Raw genomic sequence first — 14,968 nt, 5'->3', positions numbered from 1 at the left:
CAGGTGCGCTGCCGGTCGTTTGCTGTCAATTTTAGGAGTTTTATTCAGAATTCGGCAAGATATAGCGGGCTTTTTAGCGGATTCATTGTTTTTAATTAGCTTAAGCTTTCGCTATGGATTCTCGACTAGGGTGACGGCGAAATGATCGAGAGCCCTGACGGCGTGGCGGCTTGCCCGGCCAGTCAGGTCAATCGCCTCCTGCAAGTCAAGCTTCGGTTGCATAAATGAGTGGGCCCATGTCGATTGCCGGCATCATCGAAAGGATCCTGGACAAGTTGTCCGGCTCCAGCCTGCTTGCGGCCGGCCTTTTGCTGCTGACCGCGCTGGGCAGCGCCCTGATCGCCTATTGGCGGACGGCGGAGCGCAAGAGCTTCAGGGAATTCTTCGATTTCGTCTTTCCCAACGAGATCGTCACGCACCCCTCGGCGCGGGCGGACCTGCTTTTCTGGATCACCCGCAAGGCGATTATGCCCTTCCTAATGCTGCCCGCGGGCGTGACCTTCGTCGTCGCCGTCGGTTACGCGACGAATCGGGCGCTGGCGGCACTCCTGCAAATCGAGCCGCCGCTGCTGCCGGGACCGCCGGGAGCGGTGACGATCGTCATCTTCACGGTGACGATGCTGATCGCCTACGACATATCCTATTACCTCTACCATGTGGCCCAGCACCGCTTTCCCTTCCTGTGGGAGCTGCACAAGGTGCATCACTCGGCGGAGGTGATGGTCGGGATCACCAAGGACAGGGTTCATCCGCTCGACGAGCTCATGAACCGCGCCTGGGACGGCGTCATACCCGGGATCTGCTTCGGCATCTGGACCCTTTTGTCGCTTAACCTCGTCGAAGTGACGATCTTCGGCGTCAACGTCTACGTCATGCGCAATATCCTGATGATGGATTTCGTCAGGCACACCCATTTCAAGATATCGTTCGGGCCGCTCAACAACATCGTGCTGTGCCCGCATTGGCACCAACTGCACCACAGCGTCGATCCAAGACACTACGACAAGAATTTCGGCTTGCTGTTCTCGTTCTGGGACCGGCTATTCGGAACGTTGTGCGTGCCCAAGCCCGATGAGGATTTCAGGTTCGGATTGATGGAACGCGGCGCGCGCGACTATCAATCCCTGTCGGGGCTTTACGTGCTGCCGCTCAAGAAGATGTGGGGGCACATCGCCCGGCGGTTTCGCCGCCGCGCTTCGTCCGAGCCGACACGGAGCCCGCAGCCATGAACGCTCACGCCGCGATCGAGGGCCGGAAGGCCGGCGCTTTGGAGATCGTCACCTCCGAGGAGCGCCTCGCGTCGGTCGGGCCGGCCTGGACGGAGCTGTGGCGCCGGGCGGAGGGGCTGATCTTTCAAAGCCACGCCTGGGTCACGGCGTGGTGGCAGACGGCCCCGGACCGGGAGCTGCGTGGTCTCAGGATCGGCCTCGTCTGGAACGGTGACCGGATCGACGCCGTCATCCCGCTGGCGACGGTGCGGCGCAAGGGCGTCAACGTCCTGGAATGGGCTGCCAAGGACCACAGCGACTATGGCGACGTGCTGGTCGCGCCGGACTGCGATCCGGCGGCGGTCGCGGCGCTATGGCAGGAAATTTCGGCCGCGGGCGGCTTCGATCTCGTCTATCTGAACCGCCTGCTGCCGGACGCCGCGATGCGCACGCTGCTTGCTCCCGCTTCGGCGCCCAAGATGGCGCTGCGCCCGAACCGCCGCAGCGAAACCAGCTTCCGGGTCGCCGGGCCATGGCGTACGGGCGCGGACTGGTTCGGGGAACAAACGAAGAAGATGCGCCAGAATTATCGCCGTGGCCGCAAATTCCTCGAGGAAGGCGGCGAAGTGCGGTTCCGCCTCATGTCGCCGGACGAGCCGATGCAGCCCGTCCTCGACAGGCTCGCCGAGTTCAAGCGCAAATGGCTCGCCGCGCGCGGACACGAATCCAACCTGTTCGATGAGGGGTCGCCGGCCCTGGCCGCGCTGGTCGCGGTGCTGGCCAGGGAAGGGCTCCTGCATGTCTTCGTGCTGGAATGCGCCGGGATGGTGGTGGCGGTCTCGATCAATTTCGTCCAGCGCAACACGATGATGGCCTTCGTCACGACCTACGATCCGGATGTCGAACGGGCGTCTCCCGGCATGGTGCTGATGATGGACTACATCCAGTGGTCGATCGACAGGGGGCTGACGATGGTCGACTTCCTGTGCGGCGGCGAGGACTTCAAGCGGCGCTTCGCGACCCAGTCGGTGACGCTGGATTCGGTGCTGGGAACAAGGACCTTGCGCGGAACACTCGCCGCGCTGGCGGACCGGACCCTGCACGCCGGCAGGGAACTTCACCAGCGGTTGCGGCCCGATCCTCGGCAAAAGCCCGCACCGGTGGAATAGGCCCGATTCACCGGCGACGTGCGAACCTATCGGTCGATCATCATCATGGTGCGGTCGCCGTAGCGCGGGCCGGAGACCTTCCCCGGGGCCAGCGCGTCGTCGAGCGCCGCCATCTCGGCGGCCTCCAGTTTCAGCGACGCAGCGGCGACATTTTCTTCCAGATATTTGGTCCGCTTGGTGCCGGGGATCGGCACGATGTCGACACCGAAGACATTGCCCTTCTCCAGGAGCCAGGCCAGCGCGATCTGCCCTGGCTTGACGCCTTTGGCGGCGGCGATGTCGCGGACCTTCGCGGCGGCCTCGACATTGGCGTCATAGTTCGCACCCTGGTAGCGCGGGTCGCCGCGGCGGTAATCGCCTTCCGGATAGTCCTCGGCGCGCTTGGCGCCGCCGGTCAGGAAGCCGCGGCCGAGCGGTGAGAACGGCACCAGGCCGATGCCGGTTTGCCGCAGCAGGGGAATGATTTCCGGCTCGAGATTGCGCTCCCACAGCGAGTACTCGCTCTGCAGCGCCGAGACCGGAAACACGGCGTGCGCCCGCTGGATGTTCGCGGCTCCCGCCTCCGACAGGCCGAAGAAGCGGACCTTGCCCTGTTTGACCAGTTCGCCGACCGTGCCGGCGACATCCTCGGCCGGCACAGCTGGATCGACACGGTGCTGGTAGAGAAGGTCGATATGGTCGGTGGCGAGCCGCTTCAACGACCCTTCAACCGCCGCCCTGATGGTTTGCGGCCTGCTGTCGCGTTCGGTGCCGACCTGCCGGCCATTTTCGATGCGAAAGCCGAATTTGGTGGCGATGGTCACCTGGTCGCGCTTGCCCTTCAAGGCGCGGCCGAGCAGCGCCTCATTGGCGTAAGGGCCATACACCTCGGCGGTGTCGAGGAAGGTGCAGCCGAGTTCGATCGCGCGGTGCAGCGTGGCGATGGATTCGGCTTCGTCGGCCGGGCCGTAGGACTGGCTCATGCCCATGCAGCCGAGGCCGATGGCCGAGACCCGCAGCCCCTGGCTGCCGAGCTTGCGTGTGTCGAGCGTCATGGCGTGTTCTCCAGAGGGGGGAATTCAAACACCATATAGCGCGCGCGCTCAATTTCCACAGGTAGGCGGCGTCCAGCGGGCTCGCCCGGCCACCGGAGCCCTGATGCAGGTCGCCCGAAATGACTTAGCGCGTCGCCTCAAATCTGTTCAGACGAGGCGCTTCAGGGCAGGGGCCGGTCCGCCGGGGCGGCCGTTGACATGAGCGTCCGGCAAGCGGTCGATCATGGTCAGGCCCTCGAATTCGATGGCGGCTCCAAGCAGTTGGGCGGCCGCCAGGACCAGGTGCTCGACGTCCTCGAGAGCAACGTTTTCGTCGAGGTTCCTGAGCCTGATCCGTTCGGCCACCGCGGTGATGTTGACGATGCCGTACGTCCTGAAAGCCGTCGTGACCGCGGATTGAACGTCATCGCGCAACCGCGTCGAGTAGTCATACCGCATCGAAACCTCCTAGACTGGTTTTGCCTTTGTAGCATGCGCCTCGCATCGGCGTCTGGCAAGCGAAAATATGAAAATAGTCGATATATATCAGTTAGTTAGCATGGTTACGCAAAGGCGCGCCCGACGCTTTATAGTCATCATGAGCAGGATGGGGAGGTCGCGTATTTGCCGACCTTGACGTGTTAGGATTGCTATCCTAATTATTAGTGGAATGAGACAGATACTCATTCGCGTATTGGGTTTTGCGAGGAAGTGCCGTGACTGAACTGGAACGTCCTGAACGCTTGCAGGTCATGCTGACCGCCGATGAACTGGCGGCATTGGAGAACTGGCGCTTCGACAAGCGCATGCCGAGCCGCTCGGCCGCGGTCAGGGAGCTCTTGCGGCGTGGCCTCGCCTCGGACGGATTCCTGGCGGCGGAGCAGGGCGTCAAGTCCCAGGACTTCGGACTGCTGTCCACCCCGGGCGGCAACGGCAATGTGGGCGACGGCCATTCTGACTGAGGCGCGGTGACATTCAGGTGATGCCGGCCCGCAAGGACGGGTTCCGCGCTTCCGGTGCCCATGGACTTGAATGTCCGCTCTGTCCTGGTGCTCGAAAACCATTTTGTATGGTCGCTGGCGTCTCCGATGCCGGCCGCCCTGATCTGCGGAACGACCTTCCCCTCGATCACTCCAGCCGGCGAGGCGATTTCGATGAAGTTGAAGCAGCAGGCCGCTTCAAGGTGATTGCCTTGTCCGGCGCACGCGTTATCTAGTGGCTATAGGCTGACACCTGGCGGGGCAATGGCTGACATAGCAAGCGGTGAAAAACAGGACGCAACGGCCGATGCGCAGCTGGCGGCGATCGTCGATTCCTCCTTCGACGCCATCATCAGCAAGGACCTGAACAGCATCATCAAAAGCTGGAACCAGGCGGCCGAACGCATGTTCGGCTACAGCGCGGAGGAAGCGTTGGGGCAGTCGATCCTGATGCTCATCCCCGACCACCTCAAGAACGAGGAAACCGAGATCATCGCCAAGGTCCGCCGCGGCGAACGCCTCGCGAGCTACGAGACGACGCGAAAGCGCAAGGACGGCACCTTCATTGCCGTTTCGCTGACGGTGTCGCCGATCAGGAACGCCAGCGGCGAGATCGTCGGCGCCTCGAAGATCGCCCGCGACATCAGCGCCAGCAGGGAGAACGAGCGCCGGATCAAGATGCTGATGCGCGAGGTCAACCATCGCGTCAAGAACCAGTTTGCGGTGATCCTGTCGATGGTCAGGGAAACCAGCAAGCGCTCGCAGGACCCGCGCGAGTTCGAGGAGATGATCCGCGCCCGCATCATGGCGCTGTCACGCTCGCACGATCTGCTGGTCACCTCGAACTGGGCGGGAGCCAGCCTGTTCGACCTGGTCCAGGAACATCTCAAACCGTTCGGCCGCGAGGAGCAGATACTGCTTTCGGGACCGCTGCTGACCTTGCAGTCGAATGCGGTGCAGAATCTCGGCATGGCTTTCCACGAGCTCGGCACCAATTCGTCCAAGTATGGAGCGCTCGCCAGCGATTCCGGCCGGGTCGAGGTGACCTGGAGCATGAGCGACGACGCTCTGGCCGAACGCGAATTCCAACTTGTCTGGGAGGAGCGGTCGCCCCCCTATAGCGGCGGCGACGAGCGCGACGACACCACGCGCAAGGGGTTCGGCACCGTTGTCCTGCAAAGGGTGGCGCCGCAGTCGCTCGGCGGGTCCGCCGTGATCGAGCGCTCGCCCGGCTATTTCAGATGGACGCTGAACGCGCCGCTGGCGTCGATCATCGTGCCGCAGCACCCTATGGAAGACGCCGGCCAGACGATCGGCTTAGGCATCTGAAAGCCGCCGCCGTGGCCAAGGCGCGCCGCATTTGCGGATTCAGGGGGCTAGAGGATGTTGGCCGTCACCTCGACGATGATCGCAGCTCCTTCGAGCGAGCCGTCGGGCACATGCACGACACGCGAAACGCGCAGGTCCTGGGCGTTTCCGTCGACGGACAGCGAAACGCTCTCGCCGATCCGGGGCACGGCCTGGAAAACGGCCTCGATCGATTGAGGCCGGTTGTCGATGGATACGTGGCAGTTGACGGTCATGGGCATCTCCTGTGGCGGCCACCCCACGCGTCAACGCGGCCCCCTCGGAATGGTTTCAGGCAGGGATGCGGCAATCCCCGAACGTCGATGCCGGCGCCTGGCCGACCGGTCAATTCGGGAAATTGTTGACCGGCTCCTCGCAGCGGTAGACCGGACAGTGCCCGTCGCGGGCCGGGATATAGGCCGACATCGGCACTTCGGGCCAATCGCATTCATTGCCGAACTGCCTGACATAGCGGTCATAGGTATTGGGGCCGGTGGTCAGCACGACGGCGCGGTGGCTGTGGATCATGGCGCGGATCTGCGCGCAGCTCATGGCGCGGCTGTCGGGCCGGGCTTCGGCCAGGCCGGTGGCGGCAAGCATGGCAGCCACGGTCGGCAACAGGATTCGAACGGACATGGCGGTCTCTCCAAGGCATGATCCGCAACGCCGGGCGATCAAGCTTGGTTGCGGCATGCCGGGGAGATTCGCACTTTGTCTGGCGGTTGCGCAACAGCCGGCGTCTTCTCTTGCGAGGGACGGCGCGGGCGCGCAACCAAATCGCGCCTCGCGCATTGCTGGGCATGCTCGGCAGGAAGCCTTACCAAACCCCGCGATGGCCGCCCGGGAACAGGGATCGCGAGGCCATGTGCTGTTCGTTCTGCGGCGGCCGCGACCACGGCTACGAGGACTGTCCGCAAAGGCCGCCGTCCGACAATCCGGCCGAGCCCAACTTCGATGATCCGCCGGGCGACGATCTGATCAAGAGCAGCTCGGGCGAGGGCAGGCAAGGCGCATAGGAACTTCGTGACCCGGTCGCCCGCGCATCAATGGGCGTGCGCTTCGTTGCGCTTGCGGGTCGCGGCTGCCTTCCTGGCCGATGCCGACCGGCTGGCGGCCGAACGCGAGGCGGAAGCCTTGCCGCCCTTTTCGCCGCCCTTATGCGCGGCGGGATGGCCGGTGTGCTTGCCGCGGCCGGAGCCGCCCTCCTTCTTGCCGCCGCCATCATCCTTGTTGACGGTGGCCCAGGCGCGGCGCTCGGCTTCCTTCTCGGACACGCCGCGATGCTCGTAGCCCTCGGCGATGTGGTCTGCCTTGCGCTCCTGCTTGTCGGTGTATTTCGATTTTTCTCCACGTGGCATGGCTCTGCTCCCGGGTTCATCCGATGCCCCTGCAACTGCGCAGCCAAGGATGTGGTTCCAATTCCCCTGGTCGCGGCCGGCTGCGAAGGTTCCCGCTGAACCGCTCCAGGCGTGAATTCGACGCGATTCCCCAGGGAAAGCGCCACGTCCCTTTCCCGGGAAAGCCCTACGTACTCTTCTGGGCATTCGCCGGACGGGCTGCGGTCTCGGAGCCGGCGAAGAAAGCGCTCAATTCGGCGGCCGTTTGCGCGGGTGCTTCTTCGGGAAAGAAATGCCCGCCCTGGACCGCATGGCCGCGCAGATCGCCGGCCCAGCCGCGCCACAAGGCCAGTGGTCCGCCTTCGCCGGCATACCATTCGGCGAGCGCGCCTTGCCCGCTCCACAGCGCCAGCACCGCGCAGGCGATGCGCCGGCCGGCGGCGCTGTCGGCATGGTCGTGCTTGCGGTCGAGCCTCGCGGCCGCCCGGTACTCCTCGCAGATCGCATGGGCATGGGCGGGATCGCGCAGGGCCTCGACATAGGCCTGGCGCACGCCGGCGGAAAACGCCTTTGGCGACGAGCCCCAGCCGCCCAGGGCGTCATCGACGATCGCGTCGGCCGCGCCCGCCAGGAGCTTTTCCGGCAGCGGCTCCGGCTGCGCCAGCAACGACCACGGCCAATAGCCGAGCGCCAGCCTGGCGTCGGCCCGGTCCCAGGCGTCGGCGGTGGGCACGATGTCGAGCACGGCAAGCCTTTCGACGCGGTCGGGATGGTCGAGCGCGAGGCGGTAGGCGACACGTCCGCCGCGATCATGGCCGGCGACCATAAAGCTGGAAAAGCCGAGCTCGGCCATCAGCGCCACCATGTCGCGGGCCATGGCGCGCTTGGCGTAAGGGGCGTGATCGGCGCTCGACGCCGGGCATGAGCTGGCGCCGTAGCCGCGCAGGTCGGCGCATATGACGGTGAACCGGTCCGCTAGGCGTGGCGCCACGTCGCGCCACATCAGATGCGTCTGCGGAAAGCCGTGCAGCAGAAGAACGGCGGGCCCGTCGCCGGCGCGCCGGGCGAAGATGCGGGCATCCCCGCAGTCGACCTTGAGGGTCTGAAAACCTTCGAACATGATTGCCTCCGGCAGGCGAAACGGCGGCAGGATGCGAGGGTTGCAATGTGCGCCTGCGAAAGCCGCCAACTTTTTCCGCCGACATGCGTTGTCCCTGCGAGCAAAACGTTTGGACCGAAGACATCGCGAACAGTTCCGCGCGTTGCGCGAGGAGGTTCGGGATGTCTCCGGTCCGAACACAGAGGAGACGACCATGCCGACCAGCACCCAGAGCGACAGTTCGAAAGCAACCAGCAAGCAGCGCAGCATCCAGCGCAAGGTCGACGCCAAGGACCGCGCCAAGGCCAAGCCCAAAGGCGACGGCGCCATGCAGGCCGGCGCGCGAAAATATCCCGCGCCGCCTTTTCCCGCCCAGCATCATCCCAAACCCGGCGAGGAATGGGCCATCGAGCCGGCGCCGCTCTATGACGCGCCGTTCTGGCGCGGTTCGGGAAAGCTGGAAGGCAAGGCGGCGTTGATCACCGGCGGCGATTCTGGGATCGGCCGTGCGGTGGCCGTGCTGTTCGCGCGCGAGGGTGCCGATATCGCCATCGTCTATCTCAGCGAGGACCGTGACGCGGAGGCGACCAAGCAAGCGGTCGAAGCGGAGGGCCGCCGCTGCCTCGCCTTGCGCGGCGATGTCGGCAATCGCGCCTTCTGCGCCAAGGCCGTGGCAAGGGTCGTCAAGGAACTGGGGCGGCTCGACGTGCTGGTCAACAATGCCGCCTTCCAGATCCATTCCACCGATTTCGCCGACCTGACCGAGGAGCATTTCGACACCACGCTGAAGACCAACCTCTACGGCTACTTCCATATGGCGCAGGAGGCGGTGGCGCATATGAAGCCGGGTTCGGCCATCATCAACACCGGTTCGGTCACCGGCATCGAGGGATCGAAGGACCTGGTCGACTACTCCATGACCAAGGGCGGCATCCATGCCTTCACCCGGGCGCTGTCGGGCAACCTCGTCGGCAAGGGCATCCGTGTCAACGCGGTGGCGCCGGGGCCGGTGTGGACGCCGCTCAATCCGTCGGAGAAGGAGGCGCAGGACGTATCGCAGTTCGGCGCCAAGACGCCGATGAAGCGGCCCGCCCAGCCGGAGGAAATCGCGCCGGCCTATGTGTTCCTGGCCTCGCCGCAATGCTCCAGCTACATCACCGGCGAAATCCTGCCGATCGTCGGCGGTTATTGAGGCAAGCCATCGAAGGCACGCCATCGACTATTGGGCGGCCGGTGAGGGCGGCCCAACCTGGAAAGGAGGCCGAGATGAGATTTCTCGCCATCATGTCCGTCAGCCTGATGCTCGCCGCGCCCGCCGCGGCGCTGGCGCAGGCCGAGCAGCAGAACCCCGACAAGCAGGCGCCCAGCGAAAAATGCCGGGCCAAGCCCGACGGCAACCAGCAGCCGACCGACAACACGCTGACCGAGACGCTGAACGATTGCGGCGGCGTGCTGAAGCCGCCGCCCACAGGTGACCAGGGCATGGCCGCGCCCGCGCCCAACGAAGGCAAGACGCCGGTGATCAAACCGGGTGAAGTGCCGCCGCAGCCGCCGAAACAGTAGCCGGCCGCTTGCCGCGATGCAGCTATCGGGTTCCGGACCGCCCCTTGAGGCGGCAGGCTTTCAGGGTTTGCCGTTGCCGGGCAGGAATTCCGCCTCGCGCCCGGCATCGATCATGGCCCGCATCGCCTTCTCGGCCGGGGTCCAGCCATCGAGGGCATCGCGGCAGCTGCGCCATGCGGCGCGGTAGCGCCGGCCGTGCTTGCCGGGCCAGTCGCGTAGGCATTCCAGGCCTTCCCAGGCGCTGCGCACCACGCGCTCCCGGGCCGGTCCGACCTTCAGCCTGACCGGACGGGGAAAGAACTTGTCGTTCACGGCGATCTCCATTGAAACTGAGGCGCCCGATAACGCCGGCCGCCGTTCCGGGGTTCCGTCGCAGCCGCTAAACTTTTCGACTAATTTTCAGCCGCCGGGAGCTGCGTCCGACAGCGGCCTCGGCGGCGGCGGGCCGGGAGCCTGCGCGGCGGGCCGGTCGTGCTCGAACTGCCGCGTATCGGGCAAGGCATGCAGCCAGGATTCGCGCCGGCCGATCCACAATTCGTACTCCGGCATGAGATCGGTCGGCGCCACGTCCAGGCTGCCGATCATCACCTCGGCTTCGTCGTCGCTGAGCGAGGCGACACGGCTGCCGCAGGTCGGGCAGAAGCCGCGGCCGGCATAGGTGCCGAGAATGCCCGATGTCTCGAACGCCTGGCGCGGCCAGATGGCAAAGGCGGCAAAGGCGGAGCCGCTGGTCTTGCGGCAATCCTTGCAATGGCAGAGACCCACCCGCAGGGGCGGACCGCTGACGGTGAACTGCACGCCGCCGCAAAGGCAGCTGCCGGTTCTGCGCGCGGTGTCGGGCATGGCCGTGGCCTCCAACCATTCAGTGCCGCAATGCGCCCGGGGTCCTGCCCCGGGCAAGGCTTCCAACGCCGGTCGCGCCGAGCTATCCGCGCGCGGCCATGTGGTTGTCGAGCTTCTTCCTCGAGGGCCCGTAGCGCTTGATGATGGTCTGGGCCTCGCTCTGCGGGATGCCGTATTTGCGGGCGAAAGCGGCAACCTCATAGGTTTCCTCGCTCGAAACCAGCTTGCGATCCTGCTTGATCTTCGATTTGTCGTCCGCCATGCCGAGCCTCACTTTCCACCCCCGGCGCGCCGCCGTCGCGGCGCGACCCTGCGGTCATACATAACAGCATTTGACGCCGCTGGTTCCATAGCGGCTTTTGCGCGCTTTGGCGATCACCCGGACCGGATATCGGCTCCGCTGCCTCAGGCCGGCTCCAGGCGCGTGGCGGCGAGATACATCAGGGCCGATGTGGCCCACTTCATCAAGGAGCCGGCAAACCGGACTCCGGTTTTTGCGACAGCGGCCCGATCATGTGGCGCCGATCACGACATCCGGAAAAAACTTCGGCGGATATGTCGGATGCGCGGTGCGTGGCGCGTCCTAGGAGCAATTCCAGGAAAGTTCGGTTTCCATCCGGAATTGGGTAAGACAAGCAAACGAAACGGGAGAACAACCATGCCGTCGCCAACCGTCCAATCGCCGTGGCAGACCGCCGCCTTGCTCATCGCCCGCCTGATCTTCGCGGCCGTCTTCCTGATGGCGGTGACGTTCAAGTTCATGGGCATGGGCGCCACCGCCGGCTATATCGCCGCCGCCGGCTTTCCGTTTCCGCTGTTCCTGGCCTGGTGCGCGGCGATACTGGAGGTGCTGCTGGTGATCGCTTTCCTCACCGGCGCCTTCTTCACGCCGGCCGCGCTGGTCGCGGCGGTCTACGTGCTGTTCCTCGGCTTCGCCTTCCACGGACCGAGCCACTGGGCCGGCAACCAGGCGGAATTCGGCTTCTTCGTCGACCATTTTTCCTTCCTGGCCGGGCTGCTGTTCGCCGCCGTGCACGGGCCGGGCCGCGTGCTTTCGTTCAATCCGGGATGGCCGGGCAGGGCGTAGCTACATCTGGTCGTTGTAGGGTTCCTTCATCTGGCCGACCATGCGCGCCAGTTTCGAAAAGGACGGCATGTCAGCTTCGGGCTGGCACTGGTTGGCGAGCTCCAGCAGCCGGATCGGGAAATTGACGGCGTCGCGGCTCGACGCCGACATGCCCTCGGACCGCTCCTCGCTGGTTTCGCCGGCTTCGGCCTTGCGCAGGGCGATGTCGATCTCCTCTGATGTCAGCACGCCCTTCCTGACCAGGACGTGGTTGATCGATGCGACGGCCATCAGCAGGCCCTCGAGTTGCAGGTTGGCGACGTTCATGGCGGTTGCTCCCATCGGTGAGGCGCGTCACGCTGAACAGGGCCCGTGCGACGCACTTGCAGGTATCGGCCTACGCATGTCGCCCAAAACCGAGGTCACTTTGAGGCGGCGTGCATAGGCGTTCAGAACGCGCGGACATCCATTCGCGATCCGCGCTCGGCAAGGAAAATAGTTCAAGACCGATGTCGGGCTGCAGCGCAGGCTTGTTCGTCATCGCCAGGAAGCCCAGGAAACAGGCAAGGAAGCGGATGCAATGACAATCACCATTACGGCATTCAAACGGTCGCCCGACGGCGGCAAGGGACTGGCGCGCGACACGCGCGTTCGCTGGGCGCTCGAGGAAGTGGGCCAGCCCTATGAGGTTCGTCTTGTTTCCCATGCCGAGATGAAGGCGCCCGACCATCTGGCCATTCAGCCCTTCGGCCAGATCCCCACCTACGAGGACGGTTCGCTCTGCCTGTTCGAGACCGGCTCGATCGTCTTCCACCTTGCCGAGCGGTATCCGGGGCTGCTGCCGGAGGATCGCGATGCCCGCGCCCGCGCCATCACCTGGATGTTTGCCGCGCTCAACACCGTCGAGCTGCCGATCCTCGAACTGACGACGGCAAAAATATTCGAGGCCGACAAGCCCTGGAGCGAGGAGCGCCTGCCATTGGTGAAGGACCGCGTTCGCGCCCGGCTGGACAGGCTCTCGGCCCATCTGGGCGGCGCCGACTGGCTCGACGGCGCGTTCAGCGCGGGCGATCTGTTGATGGTATCTGTGCTGCTGCGGCTCAGAATGTCGGGCATTCTGGACGAATATCAAAACCTGGCTGCCTATGTGGCCCGCGGCGAAGCCCGGCCCGCCTATGGCAGGGCGTTCGCCGCGCAATTCGCGGTCAATGCTCCAGCACCCAACTGACAAAGCGGATAGGCCGGGGGAGGATCACGCTGGGACGGGCAAGATAGGATTTTTTTCTTAAAGACTGTTGACGGGGTGAAGGCAACTATGCTATGTTTTTATCTATGGTGCTGAGTTGCGCCGATGACCCGCCCCCGAGGCGGGTTTTTGATTCTGGCGCCGCCGAAACAAGAGCGCCGGTCGTGCTGGGTATTGGCGCGATATTCGAGCGGATCTTCATTCAACGCGCTTAGCGACCTTCACAGCGAGATTGTGACGAAGCCCCGGTTCATTAGTTGGGCTGATCCTGTTTGCCCATGCCGTGAAGGCGTGCATTCGCTGCGGGGGATGCCTGGTGGCTTGCAATGCATCTGCTTGGCGCTTCGAAGAAAGGCATGAGCGCGCACCAGCTGCACCGCATGCTTGGCGTCACCTACAAGACCGCATCGTTCATGGCTCATCGCATCCGTGAAGCCATGAAGGAAGACGTGTAGTCTTCAGGCCCGCTTGGCGGCGAAGGCAAGATCATTGAGGCCGACGAGACCTATTTTGGACCCAAGGACACGATCAAGAAGCGCACCATTCGCGGCAAGCCGTCTAACTCGTCCAAGCACTCTATCGTGGCGCTGGTCGAGCGCGGCGGCTCGGTTCGTTCCTTCCATGTCGAGCGCGCTACGAAGGGGTCCGTGCGCGACGTGCTGGTCCGCAATGCCGACCGCAAATCAACGCTCATGACCGACGAGTCCAACTCCTACATGTTCACCGGCGAAGAGTTCGCGGACCATGCCACCGTGAAACACGCTGGCGGCGAATATGTTCGCTACGAAGCCGACCGCATCGTCCACCAACACAATCGAAAACGAGTTCTCGGCCTTCAAGCGCGGCATGGTTGGCGTCTATCAGTATTGCGGCAAAGCGCACTTGCACCGCTACCTTGCCGAGTTCGATTTCAGGCATAATCGTCGCGCTAAGCTTGGTTTCTCTGACCAGATGCGCGTTGACTAATTGATGAGGGTATCGAAGGCAAGCGCCTCACCTACCGGTAGCCTAATCAGGACTAGAACACGAAGGCAGTTAGCAAAACGCCTAGTGGCTTTGCGAGCGCGCCTTAAACGTCAGGCAGCCCCTTTTTCTTGACCGAGGATATGGGGGCGGGCGGCCGCTTCTTCTGTCGCTTCATTTCCTTGTGCGGTTGGGGATGCGAGTTCGCCAGCTTCCCCATCAGCCTCACTGTCTCCCGCAATTCCGATTGCTGCGTTTTTTGGTCCGATGGCATTGAGATGTTCCTGTAACTTAGCGACAGTTTCAAGCGCCAGCGCGGATTGCTGGCTGGTGTACTCGGCATATAATTCATCCAGCTTGGCAATGTCAGCTCTGGATATAGGATACCACTGGTCCTTTAACACCAAGTGCATGTCGGTGGGTTTCCCAACACCAGGAGCGAGTTCGGCGCGGCGCTTGGCGGTGTACGTCTGTGCCATCGCGGTCGCCAAATTGGTGAAAGTCCTCGCGTATCCGGCCTGCATTAGGTGTGACTTGGCATGCCACGCGCCCGCACCTATTGCATGAAATTGCACGTCATCCATGCAGCTTACAGAACCGCGCGAATCGACCTCGTACATGTGTACGGCGTCCCCGTCCGATCCAACTATGATAGCCTCTACACTATGCCCGGAAAATCGTTGGAGTTGTTCTTTAATTTCGTTGGCGAAGGAGTCCGTCATATCCTTCATTTGAGCAAGAAACGTATCGGTATTCATACCGAGCGGAGCCAAAATAACGTCTTCGGCGTGCCTTCTCTTAACTTTTTGGATCTCTTGTCCATAAATTAGCGCGATCTTTTGGGGATGAGGTTCAGCTTTGCCTTTCAATTGGCTTACCGTTCCTTGTATTGCTTCAGAATGAATTGCGTAGTCGCCAGCAATCATAAGCAAACTTTTTGACGCAAGAACTGCCACTTTCTGCTGCGACGATTCGTATTGGATGTCGCCAACAGTTATCATTTCGTCAGATGCCATGATTGCCGCGCTTCCCCATTGCGGAGGACTCCCCGGCAGTGCGTAGTTGTAGCTAAATAGGGCAGCAACACAGACAGTCACGGGAACGCGCCTCCGCTCATACAGCGTTCTCGAACTA

At 63.5% G+C, this 14,968-nt stretch carries 20 protein-coding genes and 1 pseudogene; 10 read left to right on the top strand and 11 right to left on the bottom strand.

The annotated features are described in order from the left end of the window. Positions 1 to 236: 236 nt before the first annotated feature. Positions 237 to 1,229 carry a sterol desaturase family protein gene (locus LB545_RS25880; protein WP_224706044.1) on the top strand — a complete coding sequence of 331 codons (993 nt, stop codon included), beginning with the start codon at positions 237 to 239 and terminating at the stop codon, positions 1,227 to 1,229. Next, a complete protein-coding gene (locus LB545_RS25875; protein ID WP_140685694.1) occupies positions 1,226 to 2,377 on the top strand; it encodes a GNAT family N-acetyltransferase in 1,152 nt (383 codons plus the stop codon). The genes LB545_RS25880 and LB545_RS25875 overlap by 4 nt, the downstream gene beginning before the upstream one ends. 26 nt (positions 2,378 to 2,403) lie before the next feature. Here the strand turns inward: LB545_RS25875 and LB545_RS25870 are convergent, their stop codons facing one another. Together LB545_RS25870 and LB545_RS25865 are read right to left on the bottom strand one after the other, a co-directional pair. Next, the gene (locus tag LB545_RS25870) at positions 2,404 to 3,411 is read right to left on the bottom strand and encodes an aldo/keto reductase (protein ID WP_224706043.1); all 1,008 of its coding nucleotides are present in this window, start codon (positions 3,409 to 3,411) and stop codon (positions 2,404 to 2,406) included. Positions 3,412 to 3,558: 147 nt separating this feature from the next. Next, positions 3,559 to 3,849 (bottom strand): hypothetical protein, encoded by a 291-nt coding sequence (locus tag LB545_RS25865; protein ID WP_224519116.1) that lies wholly within the window; start codon positions 3,847 to 3,849, stop codon positions 3,559 to 3,561. A 257-nt stretch (positions 3,850 to 4,106) separates the two neighbouring features. Between LB545_RS25865 and LB545_RS25860 the strand changes: the two genes are divergently transcribed. Continuing rightward, positions 4,107 to 4,352: a hypothetical protein gene (locus LB545_RS25860; protein ID WP_140499998.1), complete on the top strand. Its 246-nt coding sequence runs from the start codon at positions 4,107 to 4,109 to the stop codon at positions 4,350 to 4,352. Positions 4,353 to 4,634: 282 nt separating this feature from the next. Further along, the gene (locus LB545_RS25855) at positions 4,635 to 5,699 is read left to right on the top strand and encodes a sensor histidine kinase (protein WP_140499996.1); all 1,065 of its coding nucleotides are present in this window, start codon (positions 4,635 to 4,637) and stop codon (positions 5,697 to 5,699) included. Between the two features lie 47 nt (positions 5,700 to 5,746). Here the strand turns inward: LB545_RS25855 and LB545_RS25850 are convergent, their stop codons facing one another. Together LB545_RS25850 and LB545_RS25845 are read right to left on the bottom strand one after the other, a co-directional pair. Next, positions 5,747 to 5,953, bottom strand: a complete 207-nt coding sequence (locus tag LB545_RS25850; protein ID WP_140547517.1) for a hypothetical protein — start codon at positions 5,951 to 5,953, stop codon at positions 5,747 to 5,749. 109 nt (positions 5,954 to 6,062) lie between these two features. Then, positions 6,063 to 6,353 carry a hypothetical protein gene (locus LB545_RS25845; protein WP_140547516.1) on the bottom strand — a complete coding sequence of 97 codons (291 nt, stop codon included), beginning with the start codon at positions 6,351 to 6,353 and terminating at the stop codon, positions 6,063 to 6,065. Between the two features lie 227 nt (positions 6,354 to 6,580). Between LB545_RS25845 and LB545_RS25840 the strand changes: the two genes are divergently transcribed. Then, entirely contained in the window at positions 6,581 to 6,733 is a 153-nt protein-coding gene (locus LB545_RS25840) for a hypothetical protein (protein ID WP_181167666.1), read from the top strand. A 27-nt stretch (positions 6,734 to 6,760) separates the two neighbouring features. On the opposite strand, the gene LB545_RS25835 is transcribed toward LB545_RS25840, so the two are convergent. Both LB545_RS25835 and LB545_RS25830 read right to left on the bottom strand, forming a co-directional pair. Beyond that, positions 6,761 to 7,075, bottom strand: a complete 315-nt coding sequence (locus LB545_RS25835; protein WP_140515975.1) for a plasmid stabilization protein — start codon at positions 7,073 to 7,075, stop codon at positions 6,761 to 6,763. 166 nt (positions 7,076 to 7,241) lie between these two features. Then, positions 7,242 to 8,174, bottom strand: a complete 933-nt coding sequence (locus LB545_RS25830) for an alpha/beta fold hydrolase (protein ID WP_140649194.1) — start codon at positions 8,172 to 8,174, stop codon at positions 7,242 to 7,244. A gap of 193 nt (positions 8,175 to 8,367) precedes the next feature. Between LB545_RS25830 and LB545_RS25825 the strand changes: the two genes are divergently transcribed. Together LB545_RS25825 and LB545_RS25820 are read left to right on the top strand one after the other, a co-directional pair. After that, positions 8,368 to 9,345 (top strand): SDR family oxidoreductase, encoded by a 978-nt coding sequence (locus LB545_RS25825; RefSeq protein ID WP_140499988.1) that lies wholly within the window; start codon positions 8,368 to 8,370, stop codon positions 9,343 to 9,345. Positions 9,346 to 9,419: 74 nt separating this feature from the next. Continuing rightward, on the top strand, positions 9,420 to 9,716 hold the full coding sequence (locus tag LB545_RS25820; protein WP_140582360.1) for a hypothetical protein: 297 nt from the start codon (positions 9,420 to 9,422) through the stop codon (positions 9,714 to 9,716). 60 nt (positions 9,717 to 9,776) lie between these two features. On the opposite strand, the gene LB545_RS25815 is transcribed toward LB545_RS25820, so the two are convergent. The 3 genes from LB545_RS25815 to LB545_RS25805 all read right to left on the bottom strand — a co-directional run bounded on the left by LB545_RS25815 (position 9,777) and on the right by LB545_RS25805 (position 10,821). Beyond that, positions 9,777 to 10,028 (bottom strand): DUF982 domain-containing protein, encoded by a 252-nt coding sequence (locus LB545_RS25815; RefSeq protein ID WP_140582358.1) that lies wholly within the window; start codon positions 10,026 to 10,028, stop codon positions 9,777 to 9,779. An 87-nt stretch (positions 10,029 to 10,115) separates the two neighbouring features. After that, a complete protein-coding gene (locus tag LB545_RS25810; RefSeq protein ID WP_140582355.1) occupies positions 10,116 to 10,559 on the bottom strand; it encodes a GFA family protein in 444 nt (147 codons plus the stop codon). A gap of 82 nt (positions 10,560 to 10,641) precedes the next feature. Next, positions 10,642 to 10,821, bottom strand: coding sequence for a DUF3606 domain-containing protein (locus LB545_RS25805; protein WP_115144153.1), 180 nt, complete (start codon positions 10,819 to 10,821; stop codon positions 10,642 to 10,644). A 396-nt stretch (positions 10,822 to 11,217) separates the two neighbouring features. Here LB545_RS25805 and LB545_RS25800 point away from each other — a divergent pair, with 396 nt between their 5' ends. Beyond that, positions 11,218 to 11,646, top strand: a complete 429-nt coding sequence (locus LB545_RS25800; protein WP_140499981.1) for a DoxX family protein — start codon at positions 11,218 to 11,220, stop codon at positions 11,644 to 11,646. Here LB545_RS25800 and LB545_RS25795 read toward each other — a convergent pair whose 3' ends face one another. Further along, positions 11,647 to 11,952 (bottom strand): hypothetical protein, encoded by a 306-nt coding sequence (locus LB545_RS25795; RefSeq protein WP_140499979.1) that lies wholly within the window; start codon positions 11,950 to 11,952, stop codon positions 11,647 to 11,649. A 253-nt stretch (positions 11,953 to 12,205) separates the two neighbouring features. Between LB545_RS25795 and LB545_RS25790 the strand changes: the two genes are divergently transcribed. Together LB545_RS25790 and LB545_RS31225 are read left to right on the top strand one after the other, a co-directional pair. Beyond that, a complete protein-coding gene (locus LB545_RS25790; protein ID WP_140499977.1) occupies positions 12,206 to 12,853 on the top strand; it encodes a glutathione S-transferase family protein in 648 nt (215 codons plus the stop codon). A 308-nt stretch (positions 12,854 to 13,161) separates the two neighbouring features. Beyond that, a pseudogene (locus tag LB545_RS31225) lies at positions 13,162 to 13,878 on the top strand (IS1595 family transposase); the annotation flags it as partial. 69 nt (positions 13,879 to 13,947) lie between these two features. On the opposite strand, the gene LB545_RS25780 reads toward LB545_RS31225, so the two are convergent. Then, positions 13,948 to 14,850, bottom strand: coding sequence for a hypothetical protein (locus LB545_RS25780; protein WP_224706042.1), 903 nt, complete (start codon positions 14,848 to 14,850; stop codon positions 13,948 to 13,950). Positions 14,851 to 14,968 lie beyond the last annotated feature (118 nt).

The sequence above is a fragment of the Mesorhizobium sp. BR1-1-6 genome (genome assembly GCF_020165355.1).
In the GTDB taxonomy this organism is placed as follows: Bacteria; Pseudomonadota; Alphaproteobacteria; order Rhizobiales; family Rhizobiaceae; genus Mesorhizobium.
The sequence above is the reverse complement of the archived record's forward strand: the minus strand, read 5'-3'. Positions and strand labels throughout refer to the sequence as shown.

What these genes read in the sequence shown, in the direction of transcription:
- LB545_RS25795 (WP_140499979.1), bottom strand. Translation starts at nt 11,952, where the DNA reads ATGAACGTCGCCAACCTGCAACTCGAGGGCCTGCTGATGGCCGTCGCA.
- LB545_RS25820 (WP_140582360.1), top strand. Translation starts at nt 9,420, where the DNA reads ATGAGATTTCTCGCCATCATGTCCGTCAGCCTGATGCTCGCCGCGCCC.
- LB545_RS25855 (WP_140499996.1), top strand. Translation starts at nt 4,635, where the DNA reads ATGGCTGACATAGCAAGCGGTGAAAAACAGGACGCAACGGCCGATGCG.
- LB545_RS25850 (WP_140547517.1), bottom strand. Translation starts at nt 5,953, where the DNA reads ATGACCGTCAACTGCCACGTATCCATCGACAACCGGCCTCAATCGATC.
- LB545_RS25875 (WP_140685694.1), top strand. Translation starts at nt 1,226, where the DNA reads ATGAACGCTCACGCCGCGATCGAGGGCCGGAAGGCCGGCGCTTTGGAG.
- LB545_RS25805 (WP_115144153.1), bottom strand. Translation starts at nt 10,821, where the DNA reads ATGGCGGACGACAAATCGAAGATCAAGCAGGATCGCAAGCTGGTTTCG.
- LB545_RS25810 (WP_140582355.1), bottom strand. Translation starts at nt 10,559, where the DNA reads ATGCCCGACACCGCGCGCAGAACCGGCAGCTGCCTTTGCGGCGGCGTG.
- LB545_RS25845 (WP_140547516.1), bottom strand. Translation starts at nt 6,353, where the DNA reads ATGTCCGTTCGAATCCTGTTGCCGACCGTGGCTGCCATGCTTGCCGCC.
- LB545_RS25780 (WP_224706042.1), bottom strand. Translation starts at nt 14,850, where the DNA reads ATGGCATCTGACGAAATGATAACTGTTGGCGACATCCAATACGAATCG.
- LB545_RS25870 (WP_224706043.1), bottom strand. Translation starts at nt 3,411, where the DNA reads ATGACGCTCGACACACGCAAGCTCGGCAGCCAGGGGCTGCGGGTCTCG.
- LB545_RS25830 (WP_140649194.1), bottom strand. Translation starts at nt 8,174, where the DNA reads ATGTTCGAAGGTTTTCAGACCCTCAAGGTCGACTGCGGGGATGCCCGC.
- LB545_RS25825 (WP_140499988.1), top strand. Translation starts at nt 8,368, where the DNA reads ATGCCGACCAGCACCCAGAGCGACAGTTCGAAAGCAACCAGCAAGCAG.
- LB545_RS25865 (WP_224519116.1), bottom strand. Translation starts at nt 3,849, where the DNA reads ATGCGGTATGACTACTCGACGCGGTTGCGCGATGACGTTCAATCCGCG.
- LB545_RS25880 (WP_224706044.1), top strand. Translation starts at nt 237, where the DNA reads ATGTCGATTGCCGGCATCATCGAAAGGATCCTGGACAAGTTGTCCGGC.
- LB545_RS25835 (WP_140515975.1), bottom strand. Translation starts at nt 7,075, where the DNA reads ATGCCACGTGGAGAAAAATCGAAATACACCGACAAGCAGGAGCGCAAG.
- LB545_RS25840 (WP_181167666.1), top strand. Translation starts at nt 6,581, where the DNA reads ATGTGCTGTTCGTTCTGCGGCGGCCGCGACCACGGCTACGAGGACTGT.
- LB545_RS25800 (WP_140499981.1), top strand. Translation starts at nt 11,218, where the DNA reads ATGCCGTCGCCAACCGTCCAATCGCCGTGGCAGACCGCCGCCTTGCTC.
- LB545_RS25790 (WP_140499977.1), top strand. Translation starts at nt 12,206, where the DNA reads ATGACAATCACCATTACGGCATTCAAACGGTCGCCCGACGGCGGCAAG.